Annotated in this window: 13 protein-coding genes; 8 read left to right on the forward strand and 5 right to left on the reverse strand. The window is 68.3% G+C overall.

The features are described from left to right. The first annotated feature begins 3 nt into the window (after positions 1-3). From BVG12_RS21570 to BVG12_RS21585, 4 genes are read left to right on the forward strand one after another with little or no spacing between them, the layout of a single operon-like run. The gene (locus BVG12_RS21570) at positions 4-1,005 is read left to right on the forward strand and encodes a hypothetical protein (RefSeq protein ID WP_156895706.1); all 1,002 of its coding nucleotides are present in this window, start codon (positions 4-6) and stop codon (positions 1,003-1,005) included. Further along, complete coding sequence (locus tag BVG12_RS21575; protein WP_083685298.1) at positions 1,002-2,585, forward strand: sensor histidine kinase; 1,584 nt, start codon at positions 1,002-1,004, stop codon at positions 2,583-2,585. The genes BVG12_RS21570 and BVG12_RS21575 overlap by 4 nt, the downstream gene beginning before the upstream one ends. 60 nt (positions 2,586-2,645) lie before the next feature. Continuing rightward, a complete protein-coding gene (locus BVG12_RS21580) occupies positions 2,646-4,334 on the forward strand; it encodes a M14 family zinc carboxypeptidase (protein WP_075794197.1) in 1,689 nt (562 codons plus the stop codon). 22 nt (positions 4,335-4,356) lie between these two features. Beyond that, the gene (locus BVG12_RS21585; RefSeq protein ID WP_075794198.1) at positions 4,357-6,030 is read left to right on the forward strand and encodes a PQQ-dependent sugar dehydrogenase; all 1,674 of its coding nucleotides are present in this window, start codon (positions 4,357-4,359) and stop codon (positions 6,028-6,030) included. A 203-nt stretch (positions 6,031-6,233) separates the two neighbouring features. Here BVG12_RS21585 and BVG12_RS21590 read toward each other — a convergent pair whose 3' ends face one another. The 3 genes from BVG12_RS21590 to BVG12_RS21600 form a co-directional block, all read right to left on the reverse strand. Further along, positions 6,234-8,063 carry a DUF885 domain-containing protein gene (locus BVG12_RS21590; RefSeq protein WP_075794199.1) on the reverse strand — a complete coding sequence of 610 codons (1,830 nt, stop codon included), beginning with the start codon at positions 8,061-8,063 and terminating at the stop codon, positions 6,234-6,236. A 70-nt stretch (positions 8,064-8,133) separates the two neighbouring features. Continuing rightward, positions 8,134-9,267, reverse strand: a complete 1,134-nt coding sequence (locus BVG12_RS21595; protein ID WP_075794200.1) for a branched-chain amino acid ABC transporter substrate-binding protein — start codon at positions 9,265-9,267, stop codon at positions 8,134-8,136. A gap of 181 nt (positions 9,268-9,448) precedes the next feature. Beyond that, on the reverse strand, positions 9,449-9,943 hold the full coding sequence (locus BVG12_RS21600) for an Lrp/AsnC family transcriptional regulator (RefSeq protein WP_075794201.1): 495 nt from the start codon (positions 9,941-9,943) through the stop codon (positions 9,449-9,451). Positions 9,944-10,086: 143 nt separating this feature from the next. On the opposite strand from BVG12_RS21600, the gene BVG12_RS21605 reads away from it, so the two are divergent. The 4 genes from BVG12_RS21605 (at position 10,087) to BVG12_RS21620 (ending at position 24,302) form a co-directional block, all read left to right on the forward strand. After that, positions 10,087-12,006 (forward strand): aminotransferase class V-fold PLP-dependent enzyme, encoded by a 1,920-nt coding sequence (locus tag BVG12_RS21605; protein WP_075794202.1) that lies wholly within the window; start codon positions 10,087-10,089, stop codon positions 12,004-12,006. A 162-nt stretch (positions 12,007-12,168) separates the two neighbouring features. Next, positions 12,169-20,877, forward strand: coding sequence for a glycoside hydrolase family 94 protein (locus BVG12_RS21610; RefSeq protein ID WP_229503678.1), 8,709 nt, complete (start codon positions 12,169-12,171; stop codon positions 20,875-20,877). A gap of 85 nt (positions 20,878-20,962) precedes the next feature. Further along, positions 20,963-22,579, forward strand: coding sequence for a CehA/McbA family metallohydrolase (locus tag BVG12_RS21615; RefSeq protein ID WP_075794204.1), 1,617 nt, complete (start codon positions 20,963-20,965; stop codon positions 22,577-22,579). A gap of 100 nt (positions 22,580-22,679) precedes the next feature. Next, complete coding sequence (locus BVG12_RS21620; RefSeq protein WP_075794205.1) at positions 22,680-24,302, forward strand: serine hydrolase; 1,623 nt, start codon at positions 22,680-22,682, stop codon at positions 24,300-24,302. A 124-nt stretch (positions 24,303-24,426) separates the two neighbouring features. Here the strand turns inward: BVG12_RS21620 and BVG12_RS21625 are convergent, their stop codons facing one another. After that, positions 24,427-25,344 (reverse strand): hypothetical protein, encoded by a 918-nt coding sequence (locus tag BVG12_RS21625; protein ID WP_075794206.1) that lies wholly within the window; start codon positions 25,342-25,344, stop codon positions 24,427-24,429. After that, on the reverse strand, positions 25,344-26,885 hold the full coding sequence (locus BVG12_RS21630) for a S1C family serine protease (RefSeq protein ID WP_075794207.1): 1,542 nt from the start codon (positions 26,883-26,885) through the stop codon (positions 25,344-25,346). Before BVG12_RS21630 ends, BVG12_RS21625 begins: the two co-directional genes overlap by 1 nt. Positions 26,886-26,949: the final 64 nt, after the last annotated feature.

Consider the following 26,949-nt stretch of genomic DNA (forward strand, 5'->3'; position numbering starts at 1 on the left):
TGTATGGATTCCCGTTTTCGCGGGAATGACGTAGCAAATGCGCCGTCGTTCCCGCGCAAGCGGGAGCAGTCCGCCAGACCCTTCCCGCCCATGCTGAGCCACCTGGCGCGCAGCGCCATCGCCGTGGCGGCGGTCTTGTTCGCCACCTCCGCCCACGCCTTCACCACCCGCGACATCAAGCCGGAACCCGTGCAGGGCTACCGTTTCCAGATCGTCACGACGGACGACAGCGCCATCACGCGCCGCATCGTGGACGACATCACGCGCCGCCTCGTGCCCGTGTTCGCCGTGTTCCGCACGGAGCTGGCCCAGCACCGGCGCATGCTGTACGTGACCGTCGGCCCGGCGGCGCTGCGCGAGGTCGCACAGCGCCGCTGCGACTGCGTCGTGGTCTCCACGTTCACGTCGAGCCAGGTCGTGCGTTCCATCCTCGGCACCCTGCCGGCGGCGCGCGCAGCAATGTTCACGGCCGTGTATGCGGAACCGGCGCCGGCCGATCAGTTGCGCCTCGTGGCCCTGCTGTACCGGCGTGCCGTGCGCGTGGCCGCGATCCTCGGTCCGGACACCGCGTTCCTCAAGCCGATCCTGGAAAACGAACACGTGAACGTGCTGCAGGCGGACCCGGACGAGGACATCAACCGCATGCTGGGCCAGATCGCCCAGACCGACGTGCTGCTGGCGCTGCCCGACAGCGCCGTCTACAACACGGAAAACTTCCGCAACATCCTGCTCTCGACCTACCGCCACAAGCAAGGCGTGATCGGCTTCTCGGCCGACATGGTGAAGGCGGGCGCGCTGGCGACGACATATTCCGAAGTCGAGGACATCAACGCCCAGGTGGCCGAGATCGTGGCCAGCTATGTGTCCGGCGGCGAGCTGCCGACGCCCCAGTTCCCGCGCTACTTCCACACCATCGTCAACGAGGGCGTCGCGCGCTCGCTCGACGTCGAGGTGCCGGACAATGTGCGCAACTTCGCCCGGCCCGTGCCGGCACGTCAGCCATGAAGCGGCCCGCCGCCCTGCGCGAAGCATCGCTGCGCGCCGCCGCGCTCAGGTCGCGCAAGCTGCGGCCCGCCAAGCTGCGGCCCGGCGCCCTGCAATTCTGGCGCGGCTGGAGCATCGGCCTGCGCATGGCCTTCATCACGATGCTGCCCGTGACCCTGCTGTTCACGTCCTTCGTCTGGTACTCCTGGTACGCGCACCGCGCCCAGGTCGACGAGGAACTGGCGGAACGCGGCCGCATCCTCGCGCGCGCGCTCGCGGAGACCAGCGAATACAACGTCATTTCCGGCAATCTGTCGGACCTGCGCCTGACCATGAACGGCCTCGTGCAGTCGGACAGCAGCGTGTACCGCATCGACGTCATCGACATGAACGGCCAGAACGTGGTGCCCGTCATCTCCGAACATCCGATCGAGGCGGAGAGCCGTTCGTTCGAGGCCCCGATCCGCAAGCAGGTGGTGTGGATCAACCTGTTCTCCGACAACGGCACGCCGCACGTCTCCGCCTCCAGCGACACGCGCCCGCCGACCTTGACGACGGAGGTCGTCGGCCTCGTGCGCGTGACGATGTCGCCCACGAACATGCTGGCCAAGCAGCTGCACCGCTTCCGCGTGGAGCTGGCGATGGCCGCGCTGGCGCTGGCCGCCAGCGGCGCGCTCGCGTATATCCTGGCGCGCAGCCTCACGGTGCCGCTGCGCGAGGCGATCTCCGTGCTGCGGCGCATCCGCGGCGGCAATTACCGCGTGCAGCTCCCCGTCACGACGGGCGGCGAGGTGGGCGAACTGCAAGCGTCGATCGGCGAGATGTCGGTGGCGCTGGACCAGTCCAAGCAGGACCTGGAGAACAAGGTGGCCGAGCGCACGCGCGACCTGCTCGCGTCGCGCAACGAGGCGCTGCGCGCCGACGCCGACAAGCGCAAGCTGATCCAGAAGGTCAACAGCATCATCGAGGACGAGAGAAAGAGCATCGCGGTCGAGATCCATGACGAACTGAATGCATCCTTGATCGCCGTGCGCCTGGAATCGCAGACGATCCAGCAGCTCGCGGCCAAGGCCACGCCCGGCGAGGAAATCGACCAGATCCGCGCCAAGGCCCAGGCCATCACCAAGCTGGCGCTGGACCTGTACGCGAACGGCCGCCGCCTGGTGCGCCGCCTGCGTCCGGAGGTGCTGGACATGCTCGGGCTGCACGGCGCCGTCGAGGAGATGGTGAGCCACTACCGCAGCAGCTCCGGCGTGCACTTCGAATTCGAATCGCAGGGCGACTTCTCGAAGATCGGCAACGAGCTCGCGATCTCCGCCTACCGCATCGTGCAGGAAGCGCTGTCGAACATCATGAAGCACTCGCAGGCCGGCTTCGCGCGCGTGAGCCTCGCGCTGTCCGACGAGGATGGTGCCCTGCACATCGAAGTGCAGGACGACGGCGAGGGCTTCGATCCGGCCGTGGCGTCGGAAGGCATCGGCATCATCGGCATGCGCGAGCGCGTCTTCGCCCTCGGCGGCAGCATCCACGTGCAGTCGCGTCCCGGCGAGGGCACGCTCGTCGCCATCACCCTGCCGCTGAACGACGTGGCGACTGCCTGAAAGCAGTCAACTGGGGTACAGTAGCGACCTCAGTCTTCCACTCGCTAGCAAACCACCACCATGCTCAACGCATTGCAGACGCCTTTCGAGAAGGGCAACCAGAATCAGACCACGACCTGGTCCGATTGCATCGCCTGGTACGACGATCTCGCGCACCAATACCCCCAGGTGCTGCGCTTTTCCGTGGTCGGGACCTCCGACGCGGGCGTGCCGATCCACGCCGGCGTGATCTCGGCCGATGGGGTGTTCGACCGCGCGCAGGTCAAGGCCGCCGGACGTCCCGTTTTCTTCAACAACAACGGCATCCATCCGGGCGAACCGGAAGGCGTCGATGCGTGCATGGCGCTCGTGCGCGATTTCTGCCAGCAGCCGGAGCGCCTGGCCGCACTGGGAAAGACCGTGTTCCTGTTCGTCCCGTTGTACAACGTGGACGGCGCCTTCAACCGCGCCAATACGTCGCGCGTGAACCAGGACGGGCCGGAAAGCTACGGCTTTCGCGGCAACAGCCGCCACCTCGACCTGAACCGCGACTTCGTCAAGTGCGACACGCTGACGGCGCAGACTTTCAACAAGCTGTTCACGGAATGGGATCCGGACGTGATGGTCGACACCCACACGTCCAACGGCGCCGACTACAGCTACACGATGACGTTGATCCCGACCCAGGCCGACAAATTGGGCGGAGACCTGGGCGCTTTTCTCCGCGACACCATGCTGCCGGCGATGTATGCGGAGATGGACGAGCGCGGCTGGCCCATGTGCCCGTACGTGAACCCGGTCAAGGACAGCCCGGACGAGGGTATCGCCGATTTCCTCGAGACGGCGCGCTTCTCGACGGGCTACGCGGCGCTGCACGACACGATCGGCTTCATGCCCGAGACGCACATGCTGAAACCCTTCGCCGACCGCTATCACTCGATGCGCGCGCTTGTCGAGACGGCGCTGGACTTCACCGTCGCCAACGGAGAAAAAATCGTCGCGTTGCGCCGCGCCGCCCGCGCGGCCGGCCGCACGCGCCGCGAATGGCCCGTGCACTGGTCGATGGACGAAGCAAATCCGTCCACGTTCCGTTTCAAGGGTTATGCGGCCAAGTACAAGGGAAGCAGCCTGGGCGACTACCAGCGCCTGTACTACGACCGCAACGAGCCGTACGAACGCGACATCGCGCATTACAACCGCTTCCCGGCCGACGTCGTCGTCCCCGCGCCCAAGGCCTACGTGGTGCCGCAGCAGTGGCGCGAAGCGATCGAGCGCCTGCGCTGGAACGGCGTCAAGCTCGAACGCGTCGATGCCGAGCGCACGCAGGAAGTGTCCGCGTACCGCATCGCGTCCGTGTCCACGCGCGGGCATGCGTACGAAGGCCATATGTTCCACGACGACGTGCAACTGGAGCGCGTGCGCGAGACCGTCACGATCCGCGCCGGCGACTACCTCGTCCCGCTCGATCAGGACCAGGCCCGCTACGCCGTCGAGACGCTGGAACCCCAGGCCCACGACAGCTTCTTCCGTTGGGGCTTCTTCAACAGCGTGCTGGAAAAGAAGGAAGCCTATTCGGACTATGTATTCGAGGACGAGGCCGAGCGCCTGCTGGCCGCCGAGCCCGAACTGGCGGCGAAGTTCGGCGCCTGGAAGGCCGCCAACCCGGACCTGCTGAAGGACCAGGGTGCGGTGCTCGACTTCATCTTCGCCAACTGCGCGCGCTGGCGCGAGCCGGAGTGGCGCCGCTATCCGGTCTTCATGATCGATTGAATCACCCACGGGAGGGGGAAACATGCACAATAAAATCGCCACCGCGCTGTTCGGCGCGCTGACGTTGGCCGGGACGGCATCCGCCGCGCCATCCGCCGGCCAGGCCTATTTCGAGCAGAACTGCGCCAGCTGCCACACGGCCGACGCCAGCATGGGTTCGCGCGCGGGTCCGCCGTTGTTCAACGTCGTGGGCCGCAAGGCCGCGTCGGCGCCGGGCTTTAACTACACGGATGCGCTGACGAAGGCCGGCGCCGCCGGCAAGACGTGGACGCGCGCGGAACTCGACGTCTTCCTGCGCGATCCGTCCAGGGACGTGCCGGGCACCGCGATGCCGGTCGCGGTCGCCGACGCGAAACAGCGCGCCGCCGTGATCGACTATCTCGCGGCGCAGAGCGGCAAGGCGGCGGCGCCGGCCGCGAAGGCGGCAGCCGGCGAACGCGCCGGTGCCTGGACCGAGGACAAGCCGGGCGACGTGCATCACGTCACCGTCGATCAGCTCGTCGCGCCGTTCGCCAGCGAGAGCGCGGGGAACGGTCCCAAGCTTGCGAAGCGTCCGGACGGCGCCATGCCGGCCGTGCCGAAAGGCTTCAAGGTGAGCGTGCTGGCGGAAACGGGTAAGGCGCGCCTGCTGCTCCGCGCACCGAACGGCGACATCATCCTGTCCGATATGGGCAAGGGCGAAGTCCGCATCCTGCGCCTGGGCAGCGGCGGCGACACGGTGGAGTCGGACAGCGTGTTCGCCACCGGCCTGTCGCGCCCGTACGGTCTCGCGCTCTGGCCGGCCGCGAATCCGAAATACCTGTACGTGGCGAACGCGAACTCCGTCGTGCGCTTTCCGTACACGACGGGCGACCTGAAAGCGAAGGGCAAATCCGAGACGATCGTCGACAAGCTCGTCGACGGCATGGGCAACCACGTCACGCGCTCGCTCGCGTTCTCGCAGGACGGCAAAACCTTGTTCGTCTCCGTCGGCTCGGCCACCAACGTCGCGCAAGGCATCGGCAACAAGCCGCCGAAGCCGCTGGCACAATGGGAGTCGGAACACGGCATGGGTGGCGCGTGGGGCGAAGAGACCGACCGCGCCAGCGTGCTCGCGTTCGACCCCGACGGCAAGCACCGCCGCAACTACGCCAACGGCCTGCGCAACTGCGTGGGTATGTTCGTGCATCCGGACACGGGCGACCTGTATTGCAGCGTCAACGAGCGCGACGAACTGGGCGACGACCTCCCGCCCGACTACGTCACGCGCGTCAAGCGCGGCGGCTTTTACGGCTGGCCATGGTACTACCTCGGCGCGCACGAGGATCCGCGCCTGAAAGGCATCCGTCCGGACCTGAAGGACAAGGTCACGGTGCCCGACATGCTGATCCAGGCGCACTCCGCGCCGCTGGGCATGACGGTGTACCATGCCCCGGAAGGCAGCAAGCACGCGTTCCCGAAAGAGTACGACGGCGACATCTTCCTCGCGCTGCACGGCTCGTGGAACCGCGGCATCCGCACCGGCTACAAGGTCGTGCGCGTGATGATGAAGAACGGCGTGCCGACCGGGCAGTACCAGGACTTCATGACCGGCATGGTGCTGTCCGACCGCGACGTGTGGGGCCGTCCGACCGGGGTGACGGTGGCGGAGGACGGGGCGCTGCTCGTCGTCGATGACGGCGGTGGCGTCTTGTGGCGGATCGCGCCGGAGAAATAACAACGTCGTCCTCGCGAACGCGGGCACCCATGCTGACTACTCGAAGCCGGTACGTCGATAACACGGATGTGTTTCCGATGTACCGAATTTGGTTGCTCCGCATGGGTGCCCGCCTGCGCGGGGAGTCGTTTCCGGCAATGCCGGGGAGTCGTTTCCGGCAATGCCGGGAAGTCGTTTCCGGCAATGCCGGGAACGACAGACGGTTACTTCGTCTCTGCGATCCAGCGATCCACCTTCTTCTCCAGCAGCGCCAGCGGCAGCGTGCCTTCGCCCAGCACGATCTCGTGGAACTTGGGCAGGCTGAATGCCGGGCCGAGCGCCTTCTCCGCGCGGGCGCGCAGTTCCTGGATTTTCAGCGCGCCGATCTTGTAGCCCAGCGCCTGTGCCGGCCACGCCATATAGCGCTCGGTCGCGTTGCGCGCATCCGCTTCCGTGTAGCCCAGCGTCTCGCGCATGTACTGGATCGACTGCTCGCGCGTCCAGCCCTTCGCATGCATGCCGGTGTCGACGACGAGGCGCACGGCGCGCAGCATCTCGTCGTTCAGGTGGCCGAACCAGTCTTCCGGCTTGTCGTACAGGCCCATTTCCGTGCCCAGCGTCTCGGCGTACAGTGCCCAGCCTTCGGTGAAGGCGTTGTTGCCGCCGAACTTGCGGAAATTCGGCAGCCCCAGTTCCTGCATCAGCGCGATGTGGAAGTGGTGGCCCGGCTGGCCCTCGTGCAGGAACAGCGTGACCATGCCGGTGCTGCCGTATTGCGTCGGGTCGTTCACGACGGACCAGAACACGCCCGGACGCGAGCCGTCGATCGCCGGCGGCGTGTAGTGGTCGGAGGCCGTCGCCCGCGACAGTTCCGGTTCCAGGCGCAGGTCGAGCGGCGTCTTCGGGCGCAGCGAGAACAGCGCGGGCAGCTTGGTCTGCAGCTGCGTGTTCAGCTTGCGGTAGACGTCGATGATCTCGCCCTCGGTCTTGAAGGGCTTGTACTTCGCCTGCTGCGAGACCCACACCGGCAGGCCGGCCGCCGGACCGTCGTAGCCCATCTTCGGACCGATGCGGGCATATTCACCTTGAATGCGCGCGACTTCCTTCAGGCCGATCTGGTGGATCTGTTCCGGCTGCAGGTCGGTCGTCGTCTGGCTGGCGACGCGCGCGAGATACCAGTTCATCCCCTGCGGCAACGCGCTCCAGCCGGTGCTCGTGCGGCAGGCCGGCAGGTAGTCGTGCTCGACGAAGTCGGCCAGGCGTTTCAATGCCGGATTCAGCTTGCCGGCGATGGTGCTGCGATAGCTCGCCGCCAGCTTCTTCTTGTCGGCATCCGAGAAGCCCGCCGGGAAGTTCTTCACGGGCGTGTAATAGATGCTGTCCTCGGCCTTGGCGGCCACCAGCTGCTTGAACTGGGGCAGCGCGGCTTCCATGATCGCCTTCGGCTGCACGACGCCGCGCTTCATCCCTTCGCGCATGTTCGCGATGGCCTGGTCGATCCACGGACCGAGCTGGTTCAGGCGGCTCAGATAGGCCTGGTAATCCTTCACGGTGACCAGCGACTGCGCCTGCTGGCCGCTGCTGTAGTTCGCGAGCGTGACGGGCAGGGCGTCCATCTGGTTCAGCGGCAGCAGGTGCTCGGGGAACGGCTCGAAGCGCAGCGCGGTCTTCAGTTCGTAGTCGAGGATGTCGTAGCTCGTCTGGTCGCGCTGCGCGAGGCCGTCGCGGCGGATCGTGTGCAGACGCTTCAAATAGTCCTTGTACAGCGCGAACTGGTGCGCGCGGTTCTTGGGCGAGATCGACATGCCGATCTGGTCGGGGAAGCGGTTGTCGCCGCTCTCGCCGGCGGAGACCGGGTCGAAGCGCGCCTGCGCGTCCCAATATTCGTCGGCCAGTTTGTTCAGCTTTTTCGATTCGGCGGCGGTGGCTGCATTGACTGCGGCGTTCGTGGCGCCGGCACCGGCCGTGGGCTTGGTCGCGTTGTCGGCGACGGCCGGCGCGCAGGCGATGAGGCAGGCGGCGGCGATGGTGCCCAGTGTGAGGGTCTGTTTCATGTTGTGTTCTGCGTGATGGAGATGAAAACGTTCCGGTAGGGTGGGCACGGGGCGCCCACCCTACGAGAGTTCAATAACTGGCCAGCGGCGCCAGTTGGCCGCCCTTGAAGGTGTAGACCGTGACGGCCGTCTTCTTCAGGTTGCCGTTCGCATCGTAGCCGTAGGTGCCGGCCACGCCCTGGTACGTCATCGTGTGCAGCTGCTTGCCGACGGCGGCGGCGTCCGTCGTGTTCGCGGTCTGCATGGCCTTCGCGATGAACATCGTCTGGTCGTAGAACGTCGGCGCGTACACGTCCGGGTCGTGCTGGAAGCGCTGCTTGTAGCGGGTCTTGAACGCCGGACCGCCGGCCTGCTTGTCGAGCATCGCGCCGGCCTGCGCGCACATCACGTTCTCGCCGACGGCGTCGCCCCCCAATTTGGCCATCTCGGGGCTGCACAGCGTGTCGCCGCCCAGCAGGCGCACATTCGCCATCCCCAACTGCTTCATCTGCCGTGCCATCGGCGCACCCTGCGGTGCATAGCCGCCGAAGAAAATCGCGTCGACCTTTTTCGCGCGGAACGCGGTGAGGATGGCGGAGAAGTCGCTCGCCTTGTCGTTGGTGAACTCGCGGCCGGCGACGGCAACGCCGGATGCGCGCGCCTGCTTCGCGAATTCGTCGGCGATGCCCTGGCCGAACGCGGTGCGGTCGTCGATCACGCCGACCGTCTTGATCTTCAATTCCTTCGCGGCGAACGACGCCATCGAGCTGCCCACCTGCGAATCGCTGGCGACCATGCGGAACACGTTCGGGTAGCGCGACTGCGTGACCTTCGGGCTCGTGCCGACGGTGGACATCAGGATGCCGGCATCGTTGTAGACGCGCGCGGCGGGAATCGCGACGCCCGAGTTGTACGGGCCGAGCACGAACTTGACGCCGGCGTCGGCGAATTTCTGCGCGACGCTCACGCCGGCCTTCGGGTCGCCCTGGTCGTCTTCGGACAGCAGCTCGAACTTGAGCGTCTTGCCGCCGATCTTGAGCTTTTGCGCGTTGAGTTCTTCGACGGCGAGGCGCACGCCGTTCTCGTCATCCTTGCCGGCGAAGGCGTTGGCGCCCGACAGCGGGCCGCTCACGCCGATGCGCACGACCTGGTCCTGGGCGAGCGCGGAACTACCTGTCGCTAGCAGGATCGCCGCCAGCGCCACGGTTTTGATGGTTGATGCCATTGGTTCGTCTCCGTTGTTATTCAACGGTCGCCATCATCGCACGGGAACCTCGAAAAACCTACTGCGCGTTGCCCTGTCGCCCTGCGATGCTCGCTGTACATCCGTACAGCTGCGCTTCTCGGACAACGGTGCTGCCGCTGGCGACGGTTTTTCGAGGCCGCCGATAAGGCGCGCAAACAGATTACGCCGGCAGCCCGTGCGAGATCAGTTCCAGCGGCAGCGCGGTGGTGCACTTGATCTGCTCCATCGAGAACGCGGACGAGACGCCGGACAGCTGGGCCGTCTTGATCAGTTTTTTGTAGAAGCGGTCGTAGCCGTCGATGTCGGTGGTGACGACCTTGAGCAGGTAATCGACGTCGCCGCTCATGCGGTGGAATTCCAGCACTTCGGGCAGCGCGACGACGGCGGAGGCGAAGCGCTCCAGCCATTTTTCGTCGTGCTCGTTGGTGCGCACGCTGACGAACACGGTCACGGGCAGGCCGACCTTGTGCCGGTTGACGATGCTGACCCGGCTCTCGATGTATCCCTCTTCCTCCAGGCGCTTGACCCGTTTCCAGCACGGGGTGCTGGACAGCCCCACCTTTTCGCTCAAGCCGGAAATCGACAGGGTGGCATCCGCCTGCAGAGCCGCCAAAATCGCGCAGTCGTATTTGTCGAGTGAATTCGTCTTATCCATGTCACGGTATCTAGAATGTTCGTTCTTCAGCCTAGGAAAAATCAAAGATTCTTTAGTACGTCATTTTCGGCACCAAACCGTAACATATTACTCAACAATCGCGCTGATGGCGCATTTATTTTTGGACTTTTAGCAATTATTTTATGGCCTCCGACATCTACCTCGACGCAAACGCCACTTCGCCGGTCCTGCCTTCCGCAATCGCCGCCGCCGTCGAGGCGATGGAGGCCCAGTTCGGCAATCCGAGCAGCAGTCACGCCACCGGCCTGCGTGCCAGGCGCATCCTCGACACGACCCGCGCGCGCGCGCGACGCGTGCTCGGCGCCGGACCGGGACGCGTGCTGTTCACGAGCGGCGCCACCGAAGGCATCCAGACCGCCGTGCTGTCCGCGCTCGTCGCCGTGCGCGAACGCCGCGCCGCCGGAGAAGACTGCGGCGACCTGCTGGTCTACGGCGCCACCGAACACAAGGCCGTGTCGGAAAGCCTCGCGCACTGGAACCGCCTGCTCGGCACGGGCCTGACCTTGCTTGCGCTCCCCGTCGACGCCGCAGGACGCCACCGCCTGGACGTCCTGCGCGACCTGGCGCCGCGCGCCGCCATGGTCTGCACGATGGCCGCGAACAACGAAACGGGCGCGATCTCGGACCTCGACGGCATCGCGCGCGTGCTGCGTGAGAGCGGCAGCAAGGCCTACTGGATGGTCGATTGCGTGCAGGCGCTGGGCAAGCTGCCGCTCGATCTGGCGAACACGCGCATCGACTACGCGCCGTTCTCCGGCCACAAGCTGCATGCGCCGAAAGGCATCGGCATCCTGTACGTGCGCGACGGCGCGCCCTACACGCCGCTGATGATCGGCGGCGGCCAGGAAGGCGGACAGCGCTCCGGCACCGAGAACATGGCCGGCATCGCCGCCCTCGGCGCCGTGCTGGCCGCGCTGGAAGAGGGCACCACGTTCCGGGGCCACGCCGAACTCGCCGCCATGCGCGACCGGCTGGCGGCCACCCTGCGCGATGCCTTTCCCGCCATCGTCTTCAACGCGCCGTTCGAACACACCTTGCCGACCACCCTGAATTTCGCCGTGCCCGGCGTGTCCAGCAAGGACCTGCTCGACCTGTTCGATGCGGCCGGCGTGCGCGTCAGCGCGGGGTCGGCCTGCTCGGCGGCGAAGGCCGCGCCCAGCTACGTGCTGGATGCGATGGGCCTGCCGTTGTGGCGCAGCGGCGGCGCCGTGCGCCTGTCGATCGGGCCGCTCGCCGACGACGCCTTCGTCGATGCCGCCTGCGCGCGCATCCGCCATTGCGGCGAGGCGCTGCGCGCGTCCCGGTTCAAAGACGGAAGCCCCGGCGTCATGCAGGTCAGCGGCGACGGGCGGTATGGCTGGATCGTGTTCGATGCCACAACCTGCGTCGTGATCGATCCGCCGCGCGACCAGCTCGAGCGCATCGCCGCGCTCGCACGGGACGCGGGCCTGCGCGTGCTGGATGTCGACGTGGCGGACCACGCCACCGTCGAACTGGACGACGGCAGCCATGCGCCTTGCATCGTCATCGGCGGCGCCGTGCTGGCCCGCCTGCCGGACGGCTGGCTGCTGGGTGATGCGGACGCGGGACACCTGCGGCGCACGGCCGTGCGGCACGTCTTCGGCGCCGTCGACGCCGGGCGGCTGGCGCGCGTCGCGCATGACGGCGCCGTGATCTGCCACGGCGCCGACGTCGACGGCCTGGCCTGGGCGACGCCGCGCGCGCGCGATGGCGGCACGGCCGGACAGCTGCATCAGGATACGCTGGACGTCTTCCTGCGGCGCCACGAGGACGCGCTGCTCGTCGACGTGCGCGAAGCCTTTGAAGCGGCGGCCGGTCCGATGGTGCTGCACGGGCGCGCGGCACGCAACGTGCCGTTGTCGCGTCTCGCGGAGCATGTGGCGGGGTGGTTGGCTGAGCCGGCACGGCCGATCGTGTTCGTGTGCCGCAGCGGGAACCGCAGCGCGAAAGCCGCGACGTTGCTGCGCCGGGCGGGGCATGCGCAGGCGTGGACCGTCGTGGGTGGCCTCGCGCTGGCCTGAACATACCGATCGCCAACCTCTGTACGCTAACGCACAGTTTCCAGACTGGCGATCTCTTAGCATGGCGGGAGCCGTGCGCCCTCGAGTCTTTTCGCTCTCACCCGAATGGTCGCGTTCCGCGTCAGCCAACGGCCGGTTGCGCACGCCACCATGAGGTTTCTGTTGAACGAAGAAAAAGCGCTCCCGCCCGCAGCCCGCGGCCTCGCCGCCGACGACGCCCCGCTGCGCGCCGAACTGTTTTCCGCCGCCCAGATGGCCGTGCATGGCCGCCGCCTCGCCGCGCGCCATCAACTGAGCACCCAGCCGGGCAGCGACCGTCTGCTGGCGCGCTTGGCCGACAACGCCGCCGTCATCGCCGACGCCTGTGCCGGCCTCACCGTGGCCGCCAAGTCGGGCGTGCGCCTGGCGCCGGCGGCCGAATGGCTGCTCGATAACTACTACCTGATCGAGGAGCAGATCCGCCTGGCGCGCAGCCACCTGCCCGGCGCTTACAGCCGCGAGCTGCCCTGCCTGGCGGATCCGGATGCGTGCGGCCACCCGCGCGCGTACCAGCTGGCCCTGGAAGTGATCGCGCATGGCGACGGTCGCCTCGAGCCGGAAAGCCTGGCGCGCTTCGTCGCCGCGTACCAGGAAGGCGCGGCGCTGGCGCTGGGCGAGCTGTGGGCGATCCCGATCATGCTGCGCCTCGCGCTGATCGAAAACCTGCGCCGCATCGCCGCGCGCCAGGCGGACAGCCGGCGCCAGCGCGAACAGGCGAACCGCTGGGCCGACCGCATGACGGTCAAGGCCGACGAGCGTCCGGGTGACCTGATCCTCGTCGTGGCCGACATGGCGCGCGAAGTGCAGCCGATGGGTTCCGGCTTCGTCGCCGAACTCACGCGCCGGCTGCAGGGCCGCGGCGGGCCGCTCACGCAGGCCTTGCAATGGATCGCGACGCGCCTCGCCGACGAAGGCCGCACGATCGACCAGGCCGTGCAGGCCGACGTCAAGCAGCAAGCCACGGACCAGGTCTCGGTCGCCAACACCATCGGCAGCCTGCGCCTGCTCGGCAGCACGGACTGGCGCGAATTCGTCGAGACGATGAGCGCCGTCGAGCAGGCCCTGCGCGGCGATCCCGCCGGCGTCTACGGCAAGATGGATTTCGCCACGCGCGACCATTACCGCCACGTCGTCGAACGCCTCGCGCGCACCAGCGGCCGCAGCGAGATCGAGGTCGCGACGGAAGCGCTCGCGCTGGCGGCCGAACCGCGCACCGTGGGCGACGGCGGCCTGGATGCGCGCCTGCGCCACGTCGGCTACTACCTGGCCGGCAAAGGGCTGGCGCGCCTGGAGGCACGGCTGAACATGCGGCCCGGCGTAGCCGCCACGCTGCGCCGCGCGGGCCGTGCGCGGCCGCTGCTGGCCTATCTGGGCGGCATCGGCGTGTTCACGGCGCTGTTCGCGGCGGCAGTCACCGTCCACGCGGCACGGGACGGCGCCGGCCACGGCCTGCTCGTCGCCATCGGCGTGCTGGGCGTGCTCGGTGCGAGCCAGCTGGCGCTGGCCCTCGTCAACCTGATGGCCACGCGGCTCGTCGCGCCGGCGCCGCTGCCGCGCATGGATTTCAGTGCCGGCATCCCGCCCGACGCGCGCGCCATCGTCGTGGTCCCGGCGCTGCTGTACAGCCGCGACAACGTGGCGGCACTCGTCGACGGGCTCGAAGTGCGTTACCTGGCCAACCGCGATCCGCATGTGCGCTTCTGCCTCCTGACCGACCTGGTCGACGCGCCGCGGCAGGAAGTGTACGGCGATGCCGAACTGATCGAACAGGCGCGCGCCGCCATCGCCGTGCTGAACGCGAAGTACGGCGACCAGCCCTTCCTGCTGCTGCACCGCCAGCGTGTGTGGAGCAAAGGCGAGGGCGCCTGGATCGGCCGCGAGCGCAAGCGCGGCAAGCTGGAAGACCTGAACGCCTTCCTGCTGCGCGGCGAGCGCGCGCCGTTCGCCGCCATCGAGGGTCCGCTCGCCGGCCTGGACGAGATCCGCTACGTGATCACGTTGGACGCCGACACGCAGCTGCCCCGCGACGCGGCGCGCGCCTTCGTCGCCGCGATGGCGCATCCGCTCAACCACCCGGTGTTCTCGGCCGACGGGCGGCGCGTGGTGGAAGGCTATGGCCTGTTGCAGCCGCGCGTGACGGCGGCGCTGCCGCTGGAGGACGCGTCGCGTTACGAGCGCCTGTGCAGCGGCGAGCCGGGCATCGATCCATACACGCGCACGGTGTCCAACGTCTACCAGGACCTGTTCGGCGAAGGCTCTTTTACCGGCAAGGGCATCTACGACCTGGAAGCATTCGAGCGCGTGCTGCGCGGGCGCTTCCCTCCTGATCGCGTACTGTCGCACGACCTGCTGGAAGGCTGCTACGTGCGTTCCGGCCTGCTCAGCGATGCGCACCTCGTCGAACCTTGCCCGGCGCGCTACAGCGACGACGTCAGCCGCCGCCACCGCTGGATCCGCGGCGACTGGCAGCTTGTCGGCTGGCTGCGGTCGCGCGTGCCGCTGGCGGACGGCCGCCGGGAGCCCAATCCGCTGCCGCCGCTGGCGCGCTGGAAGCTGTTCGACAATCTGCGCCGCAGCCTCGTCGCGCCGGCGTTGACCGTGGCGGTACTGCTGTGCTGGACGCTGCTGCCGGCGCCCGCGTTCTGGGGCGCGGCCGTGCTGGCCGTGTTCTTTTTGCCGTTCGCGCTGGGCGCGCTCGTCGCCCTCGCCGACAAGCCGCACGACATCCCGCTGGGCCAGCATCTGGTGAACTGGGCGCAGGGCGCGCGCATCGGCCTGGGTCATGCGCTGCTGAACACGGCCTTCCTGCCGCACGAGGCCAGCTACGGCCTGGACGCGATCGTGCGCAGCGCGTGGCGCATGCTCGTGTCGAAGCGGCGCAGGCTCGAATGGCGCGCGTCGAGCCTGTCGCGCTCCAGCACGGACATGGAGTCGAACTGGCAGAACATGTGGTTCGCGCCCGCGTTCGCGGTCGGCGCCGCCGTCCTGCTCAGCTTTACGAATCCGTTCGCGCTGTTCGCCGCCGCGCCGCTGCTGTTGCTGTGGTTCCTGTCGCCGGTCGTGGCGTGGTGGGTGAGCCTGCCGGCGGCGCGCCGCGCGCCTCACCTCTCGGGCAGCCAGCACCGCTTCCTGCGGGTGCTCGCGCGCCGCACCTGGGCGTTCTTCGAGGATCACGTCACCGCGGAAGAGAACTGGCTGCCGCCCGACAATCTGCAGGAACATCCCGCGCCCGTCATTGCACACCGCACGTCGCCGACGAACATGGGACTGGCGCTGCTGGCCAACGTCACGGCATGGGACTTCGGCTATGCGGCCACGGGCGAACTGCTGGCGCGCACGCGCGCGACGCTGGGCACGATGGGCCGGCTGGAACGCCACCGCGGCCATTTCTACAACTGGTACGACACGCAGACGCTGGCGCCGCTGCCGCCGCAGTATGTGTCGGCCGTCGACAGCGGCAACCTGGCCGGCCACCTGCTCACGCTCGCCGCCGCCCTCGAACGGCTGGCCGACGAGCCCATCGCGTCGAGCCGCGCGCTGGACGGCATCCGCGACACGCTCGACGTCGTCGAGGAATATGCACCACCGACGATACCCGCCGTGCGCGAGGCGATCGCCGCACTGCGCCACCAGCTGACGCCCGAACGCTGCCGCAACGCGGGCACGCTGCCGGGTCTCGCCGACTGCCTGCAGGCGCTGGTGCGCCAGGCCGAGGCGCTGCGCACCGTCGTGCCGGAGGATGCCGATCCGCTGTTGCGCAACTGGGCCGGCAAGCTGGCGGCGCGGGCGGCGGCCGCGCAGGCCGAGCTGTTCCTGACGGCGCCGTGGATGCGCGTCGTGCAGGAATACGTGATCGATTCCAGTCTCACGCGCATCCCGACCTTGCGCGAACTGGCCGGCTTCGGCATGAAGGCGCCCGGCGACGACCTGGAACCGGAAGAACGCACGCGCCAGCTGCTGCTCGCCCGCCTGGTGGCGGAAGGCAGCGTCAACGCGCGGGCGCGCTTGCAGGAGATCGAACAACTGGCCCGCGATGCGCGGGCGTACGCCGCCATGGATTTCCGCTTCCTGTACAACCAGGACACGAACCTGCTGGCGATCGGCTACCACGTCGGCGAGCGCCGGCTGGATGCCGGCAGCTACGACCTGCTCGCATCCGAAGCGCGCCTGGCCAGTTTCGTCGGCATCGCGCAGGGGCAGTTCCCGCAGGAGCACTGGTTCGCGCTGGGCCGCCAGCTGTGCCTCGTGCACGGCCAGCAGCTGCTGCTGTCGTGGAGCGGCTCGATGTTCGAATACCTGATGCCGCTGCTCGTGATGCCCACCTACCGCGACACGCTGCTGGACCAGACATACCGAAGCATCGTCCGTGCCCAGGCCGACTACGGCCGCCGGCGCAACGTCCCGTGGGGCATCTCAGAGTCCGGCTACAACACGGTGGACGCGGCGATGAATTACCAGTACCGCGCGTTCGGCGTACCCGGCACGGGCGCGAAACGCGGGCTCGGCGAAGACCTCGTCGTCGCGCCGTACGCCACGATGATGGCGCTGATGGTCGAACCGGAACGCGCGTGCGCCAACCTGGAACGCATGGCGAAGCAGGGCTTCACGGGCCGCTACGGCTTTTACGAGGCGGTCGACTACACGCCGGCGCGCCTGCCGCATGGCCAGGCCTGCGCGATCGTGCGCTCGTTCATGGTGCATCACCAGGGCATGGGGTTCCTCGCGCTGTCGTATCTGCTGCACGACCGTCCCATGCAGCGCCGCTTCGAAAGCGACCCGCGATTCCGGGCCGCCTTGCTGCTGTTGCAGGAGCGCGTGCCGCACGCCCGTGCCCACGCGTCCGCGCGCGCGGAGGCCGAGGAGCTGCGCCTCCCCGCGCCCGCAACCGGCACGACGACGCGCACCGTCGACGCGCCGCACGGGGCGCCGCAGGACGTGCAGCTGCTGTCCAACGGCCGTTATCACGTGATGGTGACGGCGGGCGGCGCCGGCTACAGCGTCTGGCGCGACCTGGCCGTCACGCGCTGGCGCGAGGATCCGACCGTCGACGACCGCGGCCACTTCTGTTACGTGCGCGACCTGGACAGCGGCGCGGTGTGGTCGAACACGTGGCAGCCGACCCTGGCGCAGCCCGAGCACTACGAGGCCGTGTTCTCCGAAGGCCGCGCGGAATTCCGCCGGCGCGACCACGGCATCGAGCTGCACACGGAGATCGTCGTCTCGCCCGAGGACGACATCGAACTGCGCCGCCTGCGTATCGCCAACAAGACGGGAACCACACGCACGATCGAGCTGACGAGTTATGCGGAGGTGGTATTGGCGCCCGCCGCCGCCGATGCCGCGCATCCGGCGTTCTCGAAACTGTTCGTGCAGACGGAGATCCTGGCCGAGCGCGGCGCGATCCTGTGCACGCGCCGGCCGCGCCACAAGGAAGAAGCCGTGCCGTGGCTGCTGAACCTGATGACGGTACACGGCGGGCACGCCGCTGCGCCGGCACCCGAATTCGAGACGAGCCGCGCGCGGTTCATCGGCCGCGGCCGCGGCAATGCGCGTCCCGCCGCGCTGGCGGCGCGTGAGCCGCTCGCCGGGACGGCCGGCCCGGTGCTCGATCCGGCGGTGGCGATCCGCCGCGTGCTGACCTTGGCGCCGCACCAGGAAGCGAGCGTCGACATCGTGCTGGGCGCGGCCGACACGCGCGAGCAAGCGCTGCGCCTGATCGACAAATACCAGGACCGCCACCTGGCCGACCGCGTGTCCGAACTGGCGTGGACGCATGGCCAGGTCGTGCTGCGCCAACTGAACGCGAGCGAGGCGGACGCCCAGCTGTATGCGCGCCTCGCCGGCAGCGTGCTCCACCCCCAGGCCGCGCTGCGTGCCGACCCCGCCGTCATCGCGCGCAACCAGCGCGGCCAGTCCGGGCTGTGGGCCTATGCGATCTCGGGCGACTACCCCATCGTGCTGCTGCGCCTGCGCGACGCCGCCAACATCGAACTGGCGCGCCAGCTGATCCAGGCCCACGCGTGGTGGCGCCTGAAAGGACTCGTCGTCGATCTCGTGATCTGGTGCGAGGACGGCGAGTCGAAGACGGGCGGCTACCGCCAGGCGCTGCACGACCAGATCATGAGCCTCATCGCGTCCGGTCTCGACGCGCACTCGATCGACCGGCCGGGCGGCGTGTTCGTGCGCCTGGCCGACCAGATCCCGAACGAGGACCGCGTGCTGATGCAGGCCGTGGCGCGCGTGATCCTGTCCGACGAACACGGCGGCCTGGCCGAACAGCTGCGCCGCGCGGCCGCGCGCAAGGTCGAGCTGCCGCCGGCGTTCGTGCCGGCGGCGCCCGCGCAGCAGCACGCGGCAGCAAAGCTGGACGTTCCCGCGCTGGTGCTGGACAACGGCATCGGCGGTTTCAGCGCGGACGGCCGCGAATACCTCATCCGCACGGGACCTGGCCGGCCGACGCCGGCGCCGTGGGCCAACGTGCTCGCGAGTCCGATGTTCGGCACTGTCGTGTCGGAAAGCGGCCAGGCCTACAGCTGGAATCAGAATGCCCACGAATTCCGCCTGACGCCGTGGGACAACGATCCGGTGGCCGACCGCGGCGGCGAAGTCTTTTATGTACGCGACGAGCAGACCGGCGTGTTCTGGTCGCCGACGGCGCTGCCGGCACCGTCGGGCGGCGACTACGTCACGCGCCACGGCTTCGGCTATAGCGTGTTCGAGCACGCGGCGCACGGCATCCGCAGCGAGCTGCTGACGTACGTGGCGCTGGACGCGCCGCTGAAGTATGTCGTGGTCAAGCTGCGCAACGACAGCGCCGTCCCGCGCCGCCTGTCCGTGACCGGCTACGTGGAATGGGTGCTCGGCGACTTGCGCGCGAAATCCGCGCTGCACGTGGTGACCGAGCAGGACCCCGTCAGTGGCGCGCTGTTCGCCCGCAACGCCTACAACGCCGATTTCTCCGGGCGCGTCGCGTTCTTCCACCTCGACGCCGAGCACGTGGCGTTCACGTGCGACCGCGCGGAATTCATCGGCCGCGACGGCAGCCTGGCAAATCCGGCCGCGCTCGGACGCACGACCTTGTCGGGCCGCAGCGGTGCGGCGCTCGACCCGTGCGCGGCGCTGCAGGCCGCCGTCGACCTGCAGCCGAGCGACGAGCAGGAGCTCGTGTTCATGCTGGGCGTCGGCGGCCGGCGCAACCTGGACGCCTCCGGCATGGTCCAGCGCCACAGCGGCGCAGTGACGGCCGCCGCCGACCTGGCCCGCGTGCGCGATTTCTGGGACGACACGCTGGGGGCCGTGCGCATCGAGACCCCGGAGCCGGAATTCGATCTGCTGGCCAACGGCTGGCTGATGTACCAGACGATCGCCTGCCGCATGTGGGCGCGCAGCGGCTATTACCAGTCGGGCGGCGCCTACGGCTTCCGCGACCAGCTGCAGGATGCGATGGCCACCGTGCACGCGCGTCCCGAACTGCTGCGCGACCACATCCTGCTGTTCGCGGGCCACCAGTTCGTCGAAGGCGACGTGCAGCATTGGTGGCATCCGCCGACGGGACGCGGCGTGCGCACGCGCTGCTCGGACGATTATCTGTGGCTGCCGCTGGCCGTGCACCGCTACGTCGGCGTGACGGGCGACGAGTCGCTGCTGGACGAGGTCGCGCCGTTCATCGAAGGCCGCGCGCTCAGGCAGGACGAGGATTCGTGGTACGACGTGCCCATGCGATCGAGCGAACAGGCCAGCATCTACGAGCACTGCGTGCGCGCGCTGCGCCGCGCCCTCGTGTTCGGCCCGCACGGCCTGCCGCTGATCGGCACGTGCGACTGGAACGACGGCATGGACCGCGTCGGCAGCGACGGCCGCGGCGAAAGCGTGTGGCTCGGGTTCTTCCTGTACGACATACTGTGCCGCTTCGCGGACCTGGCCGACCGCCGCGGCGACTATGGCTTCTGCACGACGTGCCGCAGCGCGGCCCAGGTCCTGGCGCACAACATCGAGGACAACGCCTGGGATGGCGAGTGGTACCGGCGCGCGTATTTCGACGACGGCACCCCGCTCGGCTCGCGCGAGAACGACGAGTGCCGCATCGATTCGATCGCGCAGAGCTGGGCCGTGCTGTCCGGCGCGGCCGATCGCGGGCGGGCGCGCATCGCGATGGACTCGGTCGACGCGCATCTCGTGCGCCGCGACACGGGGCTGGTCCAGCTGCTCGATCCGCCGTTCGACCAGGGCCGGCTGGACCCGGGCTATATCCGCGGCTACGTGCCGGGCGTGCGCGAAAACGGCGGCCAGTACACGCATGCCGCGATCTGGTCGGCGATGGCGTTCGCGCAGTTGGGCGACATGGAGCGGGCCTGGGAACTGGCGCGCATGATCAACCCGATCCATCACGCGCGCACCTTCGATGACTGCGGCATCTATCGATCCGAACCCTACGTGATGACCGCCGACGTGTACGCGGCCGCACCGCACGTGGGGCGCGGCGGCTGGAGCTGGTACACGGGGTCGGCGGGCTGGATGTACCGCCTGATCGTCGAATCCCTGCTCGGCGTGACGCGCGCGGGCGACACGCTGACGCTCACGCCGCGCCTGCCCGCGGGCTGGGAGGGCTTCCGCCTGCACTACCGCTACCGCGGCAGCCAGTACACGATCGCCGTGCGCCGCGCCGACGAGCCGCTGCTGTGCGTGGACGGGGTGGCGCAGCAGGGCAGCACGATCCTGCTGGCGGACGACGGCCGGACGCACGAGGTGGACCTGCACGTGGCCTGCCGCCACGACGCGACCGCCGCCGCGTCGCATTCGGACGGGACGGCGTTCGAAAGGATGCGACCTTAAAATTTGTCAATAAGTTAATATCTGTTTGATAATTTTATGAGCCTTGGATCAAGGTCGACATGCATGCAATTGCAAAAATTGCATCATGAAAACCTCAATCCCCTCCCTGTCCCTGGTGCTGGCCGCGGCCGGCGTGTTCAACCCCTGCGCCGGCAAGGCCGCCACGCTCGAACACCGCGAGTTCGATGCGACGTTGCTCGCGCCTTATCGTGGCGAAGTCCGCGACGCGCGCACATTCAGGCTGTCGTTCGAGTACCCCGGCCCGCGCGGACGCCGCCCCGTGACGTGGCGCCTGGACCTGGTCGCCCCAACCGGCCGCCGCGTCGCGCAGTGGCAGGGGCGACTGGAGCTGACCGGTAATCCGGCCGACGTCGTCGTGCACTGGTCGGGCGTTCTCGCCGGCCGCCGCCCCGCGCCCGGCATCTATCACGTGCGCCTGCATGCCGCCGCCGGCAGCGAGACCGCCGACCAGACCTGGGACATCGCCGTGGGCGCGCGCCCGGCACCGGCGCTGCCGGCCTTTTCTCCACTGGCGACGGGCCACACGCACATGCTGGCCGTGCCGGCGCCGGGCGCGCTGCCGTACACCGTCTATTACGGCAACCTGCACAGCCAGACGCACGACAGCGACGGCGGCGGCCCCGTCGACACCTGCCATGGCGCGCAGGACCCGCAGTCGGCGCCCTACGGTCCGGACGCCGCCTATCCGTATGCCCGCAGGCACGGCCTGGACATGCTGATGGTCTCGGAGCACAACCATATGTACGACGGCTCGGACGGCACCAATCCGGACGCCGATCCTGTGAAAGCCAAGGCCATGTACCAGGCCGGCCTGAACACGGCGCGCGATTACACGGCCGCGAATCCCGGCTTCCTGGCCTTGTACGGCATGGAATGGGGCGTGATCGGCAACGGCGGCCACCTGAACATCTTCGACAGCGACGAGCTGCTCGGCTGGGAGAAAAACGCGAAAGGCGAGCTGATTGCGGACACGGAGACGGCCAAGAGCGACTACGCCGCGCTGTATGCCCTGATGCGCCAGCGCGGCCTGACGGGCCAGTTCAACCATCCGGCACTGGCCGGCCAGTTCGTCGTGAACGGCACCTCGCTCGCGTACACGGCGGACGGCGACGCCGTCATGGCCTTGTGCGAAGTGGTCAACAGCTCCGCGTTCTCCAACAGCGAGACCGAGGGCGAGACGCGGCGCAGCAACTTCGAACAGGCCTGCAACAAGCTGCTGGAAGCGGGCTACCACGTCGCGTTCAGCAGCAACCAGGACAACCACTGCGCCAACTGGGGCGCCTCGTACAGCAACCGCAGCGCCGTCCTGATTCCGAACGGCGTGCCGTTGTCGCGCGCCAGCTTCCTCGAGGCCGTGCGCGCGCGCCGCGTGTTTGCCACGATGGACAAGGATGCGCAGGTCGTCTTCACCGCGAACGGCCACCTGATGGGCGAGCGTTTCGACAATACGGGACCGCTGCATCTGCAGGTGGCGTACGCCGGCGCGGCCGGCCGGCAGGCCGCGACGGTCGCGCTCGTCGAAGGCGTCCCGGGACGCAACGGCGACGTGAGCCAGCTGTCCGACAAGGCCGACGTCACGACGTTGCCTTCGCCCGGCGCGCATTTTTATTATGCGAAGGTGACCCAGGACGACGGCAGGATCTTGTGGTCGGCGCCGGTGTGGGTCGCGCAACAGCCTTAGAGTCCGTGGCCGGCTGCCGGCGCCGCCGCGGAAATGCTATCCTGCTCCGCGCTCCCGCCACCCGGCGCCGTACCATTCGAGGAACCCAAGAGTGCAATCCATGACCCGCATCGCAGCAGCGATCCTGCTCGCTTTTTCCGGCGCCGCACTGGCGCAGGCGCCCGCCACCGCCCCCATCGCCTCCACCGTCACGCAGGACGCCGCCGCGTCCCTGCGTGCCCGGCTGGCCGACGACGTCGAACGCACCATGAAGCTGTTCGACGTGCCCGGCATCGCGATCGCCGTCGTCCAGGACGGCAAGGTGGTGGCAAGCCAGGGCTTCGGCGTGCGCAAGCTGGGGGAGCCGGACAAGGTCGACGGCAAGACGCTGTTCGAGGTCGCGTCGAACTCGAAGGCCTTCACGGCGGCCGCGCTGGCGATGCTCGTCGACGAAGGCAAGCTCGCATGGGACGATCCGGTCACGAAGCACCTGCCGGACTTCCAGATGTACGACGCGTACGTCACGCACGAGATGACGGTGCGCGACCTGCTCACGCACCGCAGCGGCCTGGGACTCGGCGCCGGGGATCTGCTGTGGTGGCCGACGACGACTTTCTCGACCGACGAAATCATCCACAATCTGCGCTACGTCCGGCCCGCCACGAGCTTCCGCAGCAGTTATGCGTACGACAACCTGCTGTACATCGTGGCCGGCAAGATCATCGCGGCCAAGTCGGGCAAGACGTGGGGCGAGACGATCCGCGAACGCATCCTGCAACCCGTGGGCATGGCGTCGACGACGACGAGCCTGGCGGAGAACGCGGGCAATCCGGACGTGGCGAACGCGCACAGCAAGATCGGCGACAAGATCGCGGCCGTGAAGGCGATGCCGGTGCCGAACGCCGTGGGCGCCGTCGGCATCAATACGAATGCCGAGGACATCGCGCGCTGGATGAACGTGCTGCTGGCCGGCGGCCGCGTGGGCACGGACGCGAACGGGAAGGAAGTCCGCCTGTTCAGCGCGAAGCAGGCGCGCGAGATGTGGACGGCGCAGACGCCGATGCGCATCAGCGAACCCGATCCCAGGCTGGCTGCCACGCGCCCGAACTTCCTGGCCTACGGCCTGGGCTTCCAGCTGCGCGACTGGCAGGGCCGGCTGATCGCGATGCACAGCGGTGCGCTGCAGGGCTTTTATTCGAAGGTGGTGCTGGTGCCGGAAGCGAAGGTCGGCATTGCGATTCTCACCAATGCGGAAAGCGGCGGCTCGCTGAACGCGCTGCAGTACCAGCTGCTCGACCGCATGCTGAACCCGGCCTCCGGCACCGACTGGATCGGCATCGTAAAAGCCGTCGAGGACGAGAACCATGCGAAGGAGCTGGCGCGCCTCGGCAAGGCCAGCGCGGCGCGCGCGGCGAAGTCGCAGCCGTCGCTCGCGCGCACGGCGTACGACGGCGATTACCAGGACCCGTGGTACGGCATCGCGACCATCCGGCACGTGGGCGGCAGGCAGGTGCTGACGCTGTCGCGCACGCCGGACCTGACGGGAGAACTGGAACACTACCAGCACGACACGTTCATCGTGCGCTGGAAGGAGCGCAACTTCAATGCGGATGCGTACGTCACGTTCGCGCTGAATCCGGACGGCAGCATCGAGCGCATGAAGATGCAGCCCATCTCCACCGAGACGGATTTCAGCTACGACTTCCAGGATCTGAATTTCACGCCGGTGAAGGCAGCCCCGTAATCGTCGTTCCCGCGAAAGCGGGAACCCATGCTGAGTCACAGAACCCCATACCTTGAAGCGTTATAAATGCGCTGGTTCGGATACTCAGTATGGATCCCCGCTTTCGCGGGGATGACGGGATCATTCAAATCGCCGGCACCGGCGAAAACCCAGAAATCGCCCGGTATTTACCATTGCCGTAACGGAGCACCTGGCGCTGGTCGATCGCCGCCGGCGGCCCCGCATACGACTCGGCGCGGCTGATCGCGCCCTGGTAGTGGACGGTCAGGTCGCCCGGCTGGTCGTGCGTCGCGTCGATCGTCCAGCTGCCCTCGATCGCATAGCAGTCGTGCGTATCGGACGCGCCGCCGTCGTCGCGCGCGCCCGGGTCCTGCGCGTGCGGCTTGACGAGCGGCGCCAGGCGGCGCTGGCAATCGGCCGCGCTGTCGACGTTGATGCCGGACAGCGCCAGCTCCACGGCCGGTTCGCGCCTGACCATGTCGCGGCCCGCTTCGTACACGGCCAGCCAGGTGCCGCAATAGCCCTGCCAGCAGCTGCCGTATTCGACGGCCACGGCCGAACGCCGCGCGGCCAGCGCGACTTCGCGCACGGCGGCGGCGCCGGAAAAACCGCGCAGCGCGAAGATGCCCTGGCGTCCGCTCACGCCCCAGGTACCGCCGCGCTGCTCGAACTGGTAGGCCGCCAGCGCCATCGGCGTCGCGTGGACGGCGATGGAATGGCCGTCGTCGGCGGCAGGTACCAGGCCCGCGATGAGGGTCAGGTGCGAGGCATCCGTACGCAGCACGAGTTTCGGTTCGACGAGTACCCGGTTCTTGCCCGTGTTCCAGCCGGCGTAGATGCCGTGCGCGGTGCCGGGAAGGGGCGGCAGCGTCGCGCTGTGCACGCGTCCGGCCGCGCTGTCGCTCCAGCCGGGAAAGGCGAGCGCCGCCAGCTGGGCCGGCGTGGGCAGGGCGGACGCACTCGCGCCGGCGCACAGGACCGGCACGCAGGCGGCCATCACCGCCGCGCCGAATGCGCGGTGTAAAGAAATCGCCTGGCCCATCAGGTCTTCTTGCCGTTCCAGACGTCCATCATGTCGGGCGAGCCCTGCGAGCGGATGCCGTTGTCCTGCAGGACGGCCTCGGTCGCGTCGACCATCGCCTTGCGCGGCAGGACCATCGTCTCGCCCAGGCGCTGGTCGAAGCGCAGCACGACGAGATCGTCCTTCAGGTCGCGCAGCAGGGTCACCAGGTGGCGCAGGCTGCGCACCGGTACGCCGTTGACGGATTCGACGACCGAGCCGAAACGGTTGCTGTAGCCGGCGACGAGCTTATGCGGGAAGAACGGCGAGCTGACGACGACGAGTTCCTCATGCTGCGCGTCCGGCTCGTCGCCGCGGCGCGTCACGAGCGGGCTGGCGTTGAAGCCGTACGCATTCTGCAGTTGCGCGTTGGCGGTGATGAACGACAGGTATTCGGCTGTGGCGCGCGAGAACACGATCGGGCCGTACACGAAGTACGACGGGTAGGCGCCGTCCAGCGGCGGGATCAAGAGGGGGCGCGGACCGCCCACGGGCACCTGCACCTGCATGGTCTTGCCGGCGCGCACGATGGTCAGCGGCACCTTGCCGTCCTTCGCGACCTGCTGCACGCGGTACTGGAAACGCACGCGCAGGTTCGGCCCCAGTTTCACCATGCCCTGGTCGTCGATTGGATAGTCGCCGATGCGCGTGATGACGTCCCATTCCTTCAGCGGATACGCGGCATCGCTGCGGTAGGGACGGTGCACGACGACGCCGTCGACCGATTTGTCGAGCTTGAGGTATTGACGCAGGACCGGATTTTCCAGCGTCTGGATATCGTCCAGCAGCAGCGGCTTGCCGTCGTAGCGGCCGTCGGCCACGTCGCGCAGGAACAGTTCCACTTCCTCGTTCGGGATCACGTAGCCGATGTTCTGGGCGTTGGCAGCCCCCGAGAACGCGAGGCCGACCATCTTGTCGCCGTCGATCACCGGGCCGCCGCTGTTGCCGGGGTTGATCGCCGCGTCGATCTGCACGCGCAGGCCCGCGCTGCCGTAACCGTAAGGGACGAATTCGACGCGCGAGACGATGCCCTTCGTGACGGACAGCGACGTGCCGCCGAGCGGATAGCCATAGGCCATCACGGCGTCGCGCACGTCCGGCAGCACGCTCGCGCGCTTGACCGGACGGTGCTTGTCGAAGAACGATTCGTCGTCCAGTTTCAGCAGGGCCAGGTCGATGCCGCGCGCGATCGCGACGACGGTGGCGCCGACCTTGTCGCCGTCCTGGCTGGCCTGCACCTCCACCTGGCTCGCGTAACCGACGACGTGGGCGTTGGTGAGAATGCGCTTGCCCTCGATGACGACGCCCGATCCGGTGATGTCCTGCGGCGTGGCCTTGGTCCAGGGCTTGAACGGGTCGGGGCGGCGCACGGTGCTGAAGATCTTGACCACGGAGTTCTCGACGGCCGGCGAGACGGGCGGCGCGGCAGTCGGCGGGGCGGTGGCCTGGCTGGCATCCTGGGCGTGGAGCGTGCAGCTGGCCAGCGCGATCGCGGCAGCCGCGGCAAGGCGGACGATCTTCATGAATTCCCTGTTCCGGTGTGCGAAATGTGACATGCAAGCGTTGCCGTCGCAATATACACGGTGC

It is taken from the genome of Massilia putida (assembly GCF_001941825.1).
In the GTDB taxonomy this organism is placed as follows: Bacteria; Pseudomonadota; Gammaproteobacteria; order Burkholderiales; family Burkholderiaceae_D; genus Telluria; species Telluria putida.

Bases quoted from the DNA above. Each gene is read 5' to 3' on its own strand.
- BVG12_RS21595 (WP_075794200.1), bottom strand. From the start codon at position 9,267: ATGGCATCAACCATCAAAACCGTGGCGCTGGCGGCGATCCTGCTAGCG.
- BVG12_RS21580 (WP_075794197.1), top strand. From the start codon at position 2,646: ATGCTCAACGCATTGCAGACGCCTTTCGAGAAGGGCAACCAGAATCAG.
- BVG12_RS21605 (WP_075794202.1), top strand. From the start codon at position 10,087: ATGGCCTCCGACATCTACCTCGACGCAAACGCCACTTCGCCGGTCCTG.
- BVG12_RS21625 (WP_075794206.1), bottom strand. From the start codon at position 25,344: ATGGGCCAGGCGATTTCTTTACACCGCGCATTCGGCGCGGCGGTGATG.
- BVG12_RS21620 (WP_075794205.1), top strand. From the start codon at position 22,680: ATGACCCGCATCGCAGCAGCGATCCTGCTCGCTTTTTCCGGCGCCGCA.
- BVG12_RS21600 (WP_075794201.1), bottom strand. From the start codon at position 9,943: ATGGATAAGACGAATTCACTCGACAAATACGACTGCGCGATTTTGGCG.
- BVG12_RS21575 (WP_083685298.1), top strand. From the start codon at position 1,002: ATGAAGCGGCCCGCCGCCCTGCGCGAAGCATCGCTGCGCGCCGCCGCG.
- BVG12_RS21630 (WP_075794207.1), bottom strand. From the start codon at position 26,885: ATGAAGATCGTCCGCCTTGCCGCGGCTGCCGCGATCGCGCTGGCCAGC.
- BVG12_RS21570 (WP_156895706.1), top strand. From the start codon at position 4: ATGGATTCCCGTTTTCGCGGGAATGACGTAGCAAATGCGCCGTCGTTC.
- BVG12_RS21615 (WP_075794204.1), top strand. From the start codon at position 20,963: ATGAAAACCTCAATCCCCTCCCTGTCCCTGGTGCTGGCCGCGGCCGGC.
- BVG12_RS21590 (WP_075794199.1), bottom strand. From the start codon at position 8,063: ATGAAACAGACCCTCACACTGGGCACCATCGCCGCCGCCTGCCTCATC.
- BVG12_RS21585 (WP_075794198.1), top strand. From the start codon at position 4,357: ATGCACAATAAAATCGCCACCGCGCTGTTCGGCGCGCTGACGTTGGCC.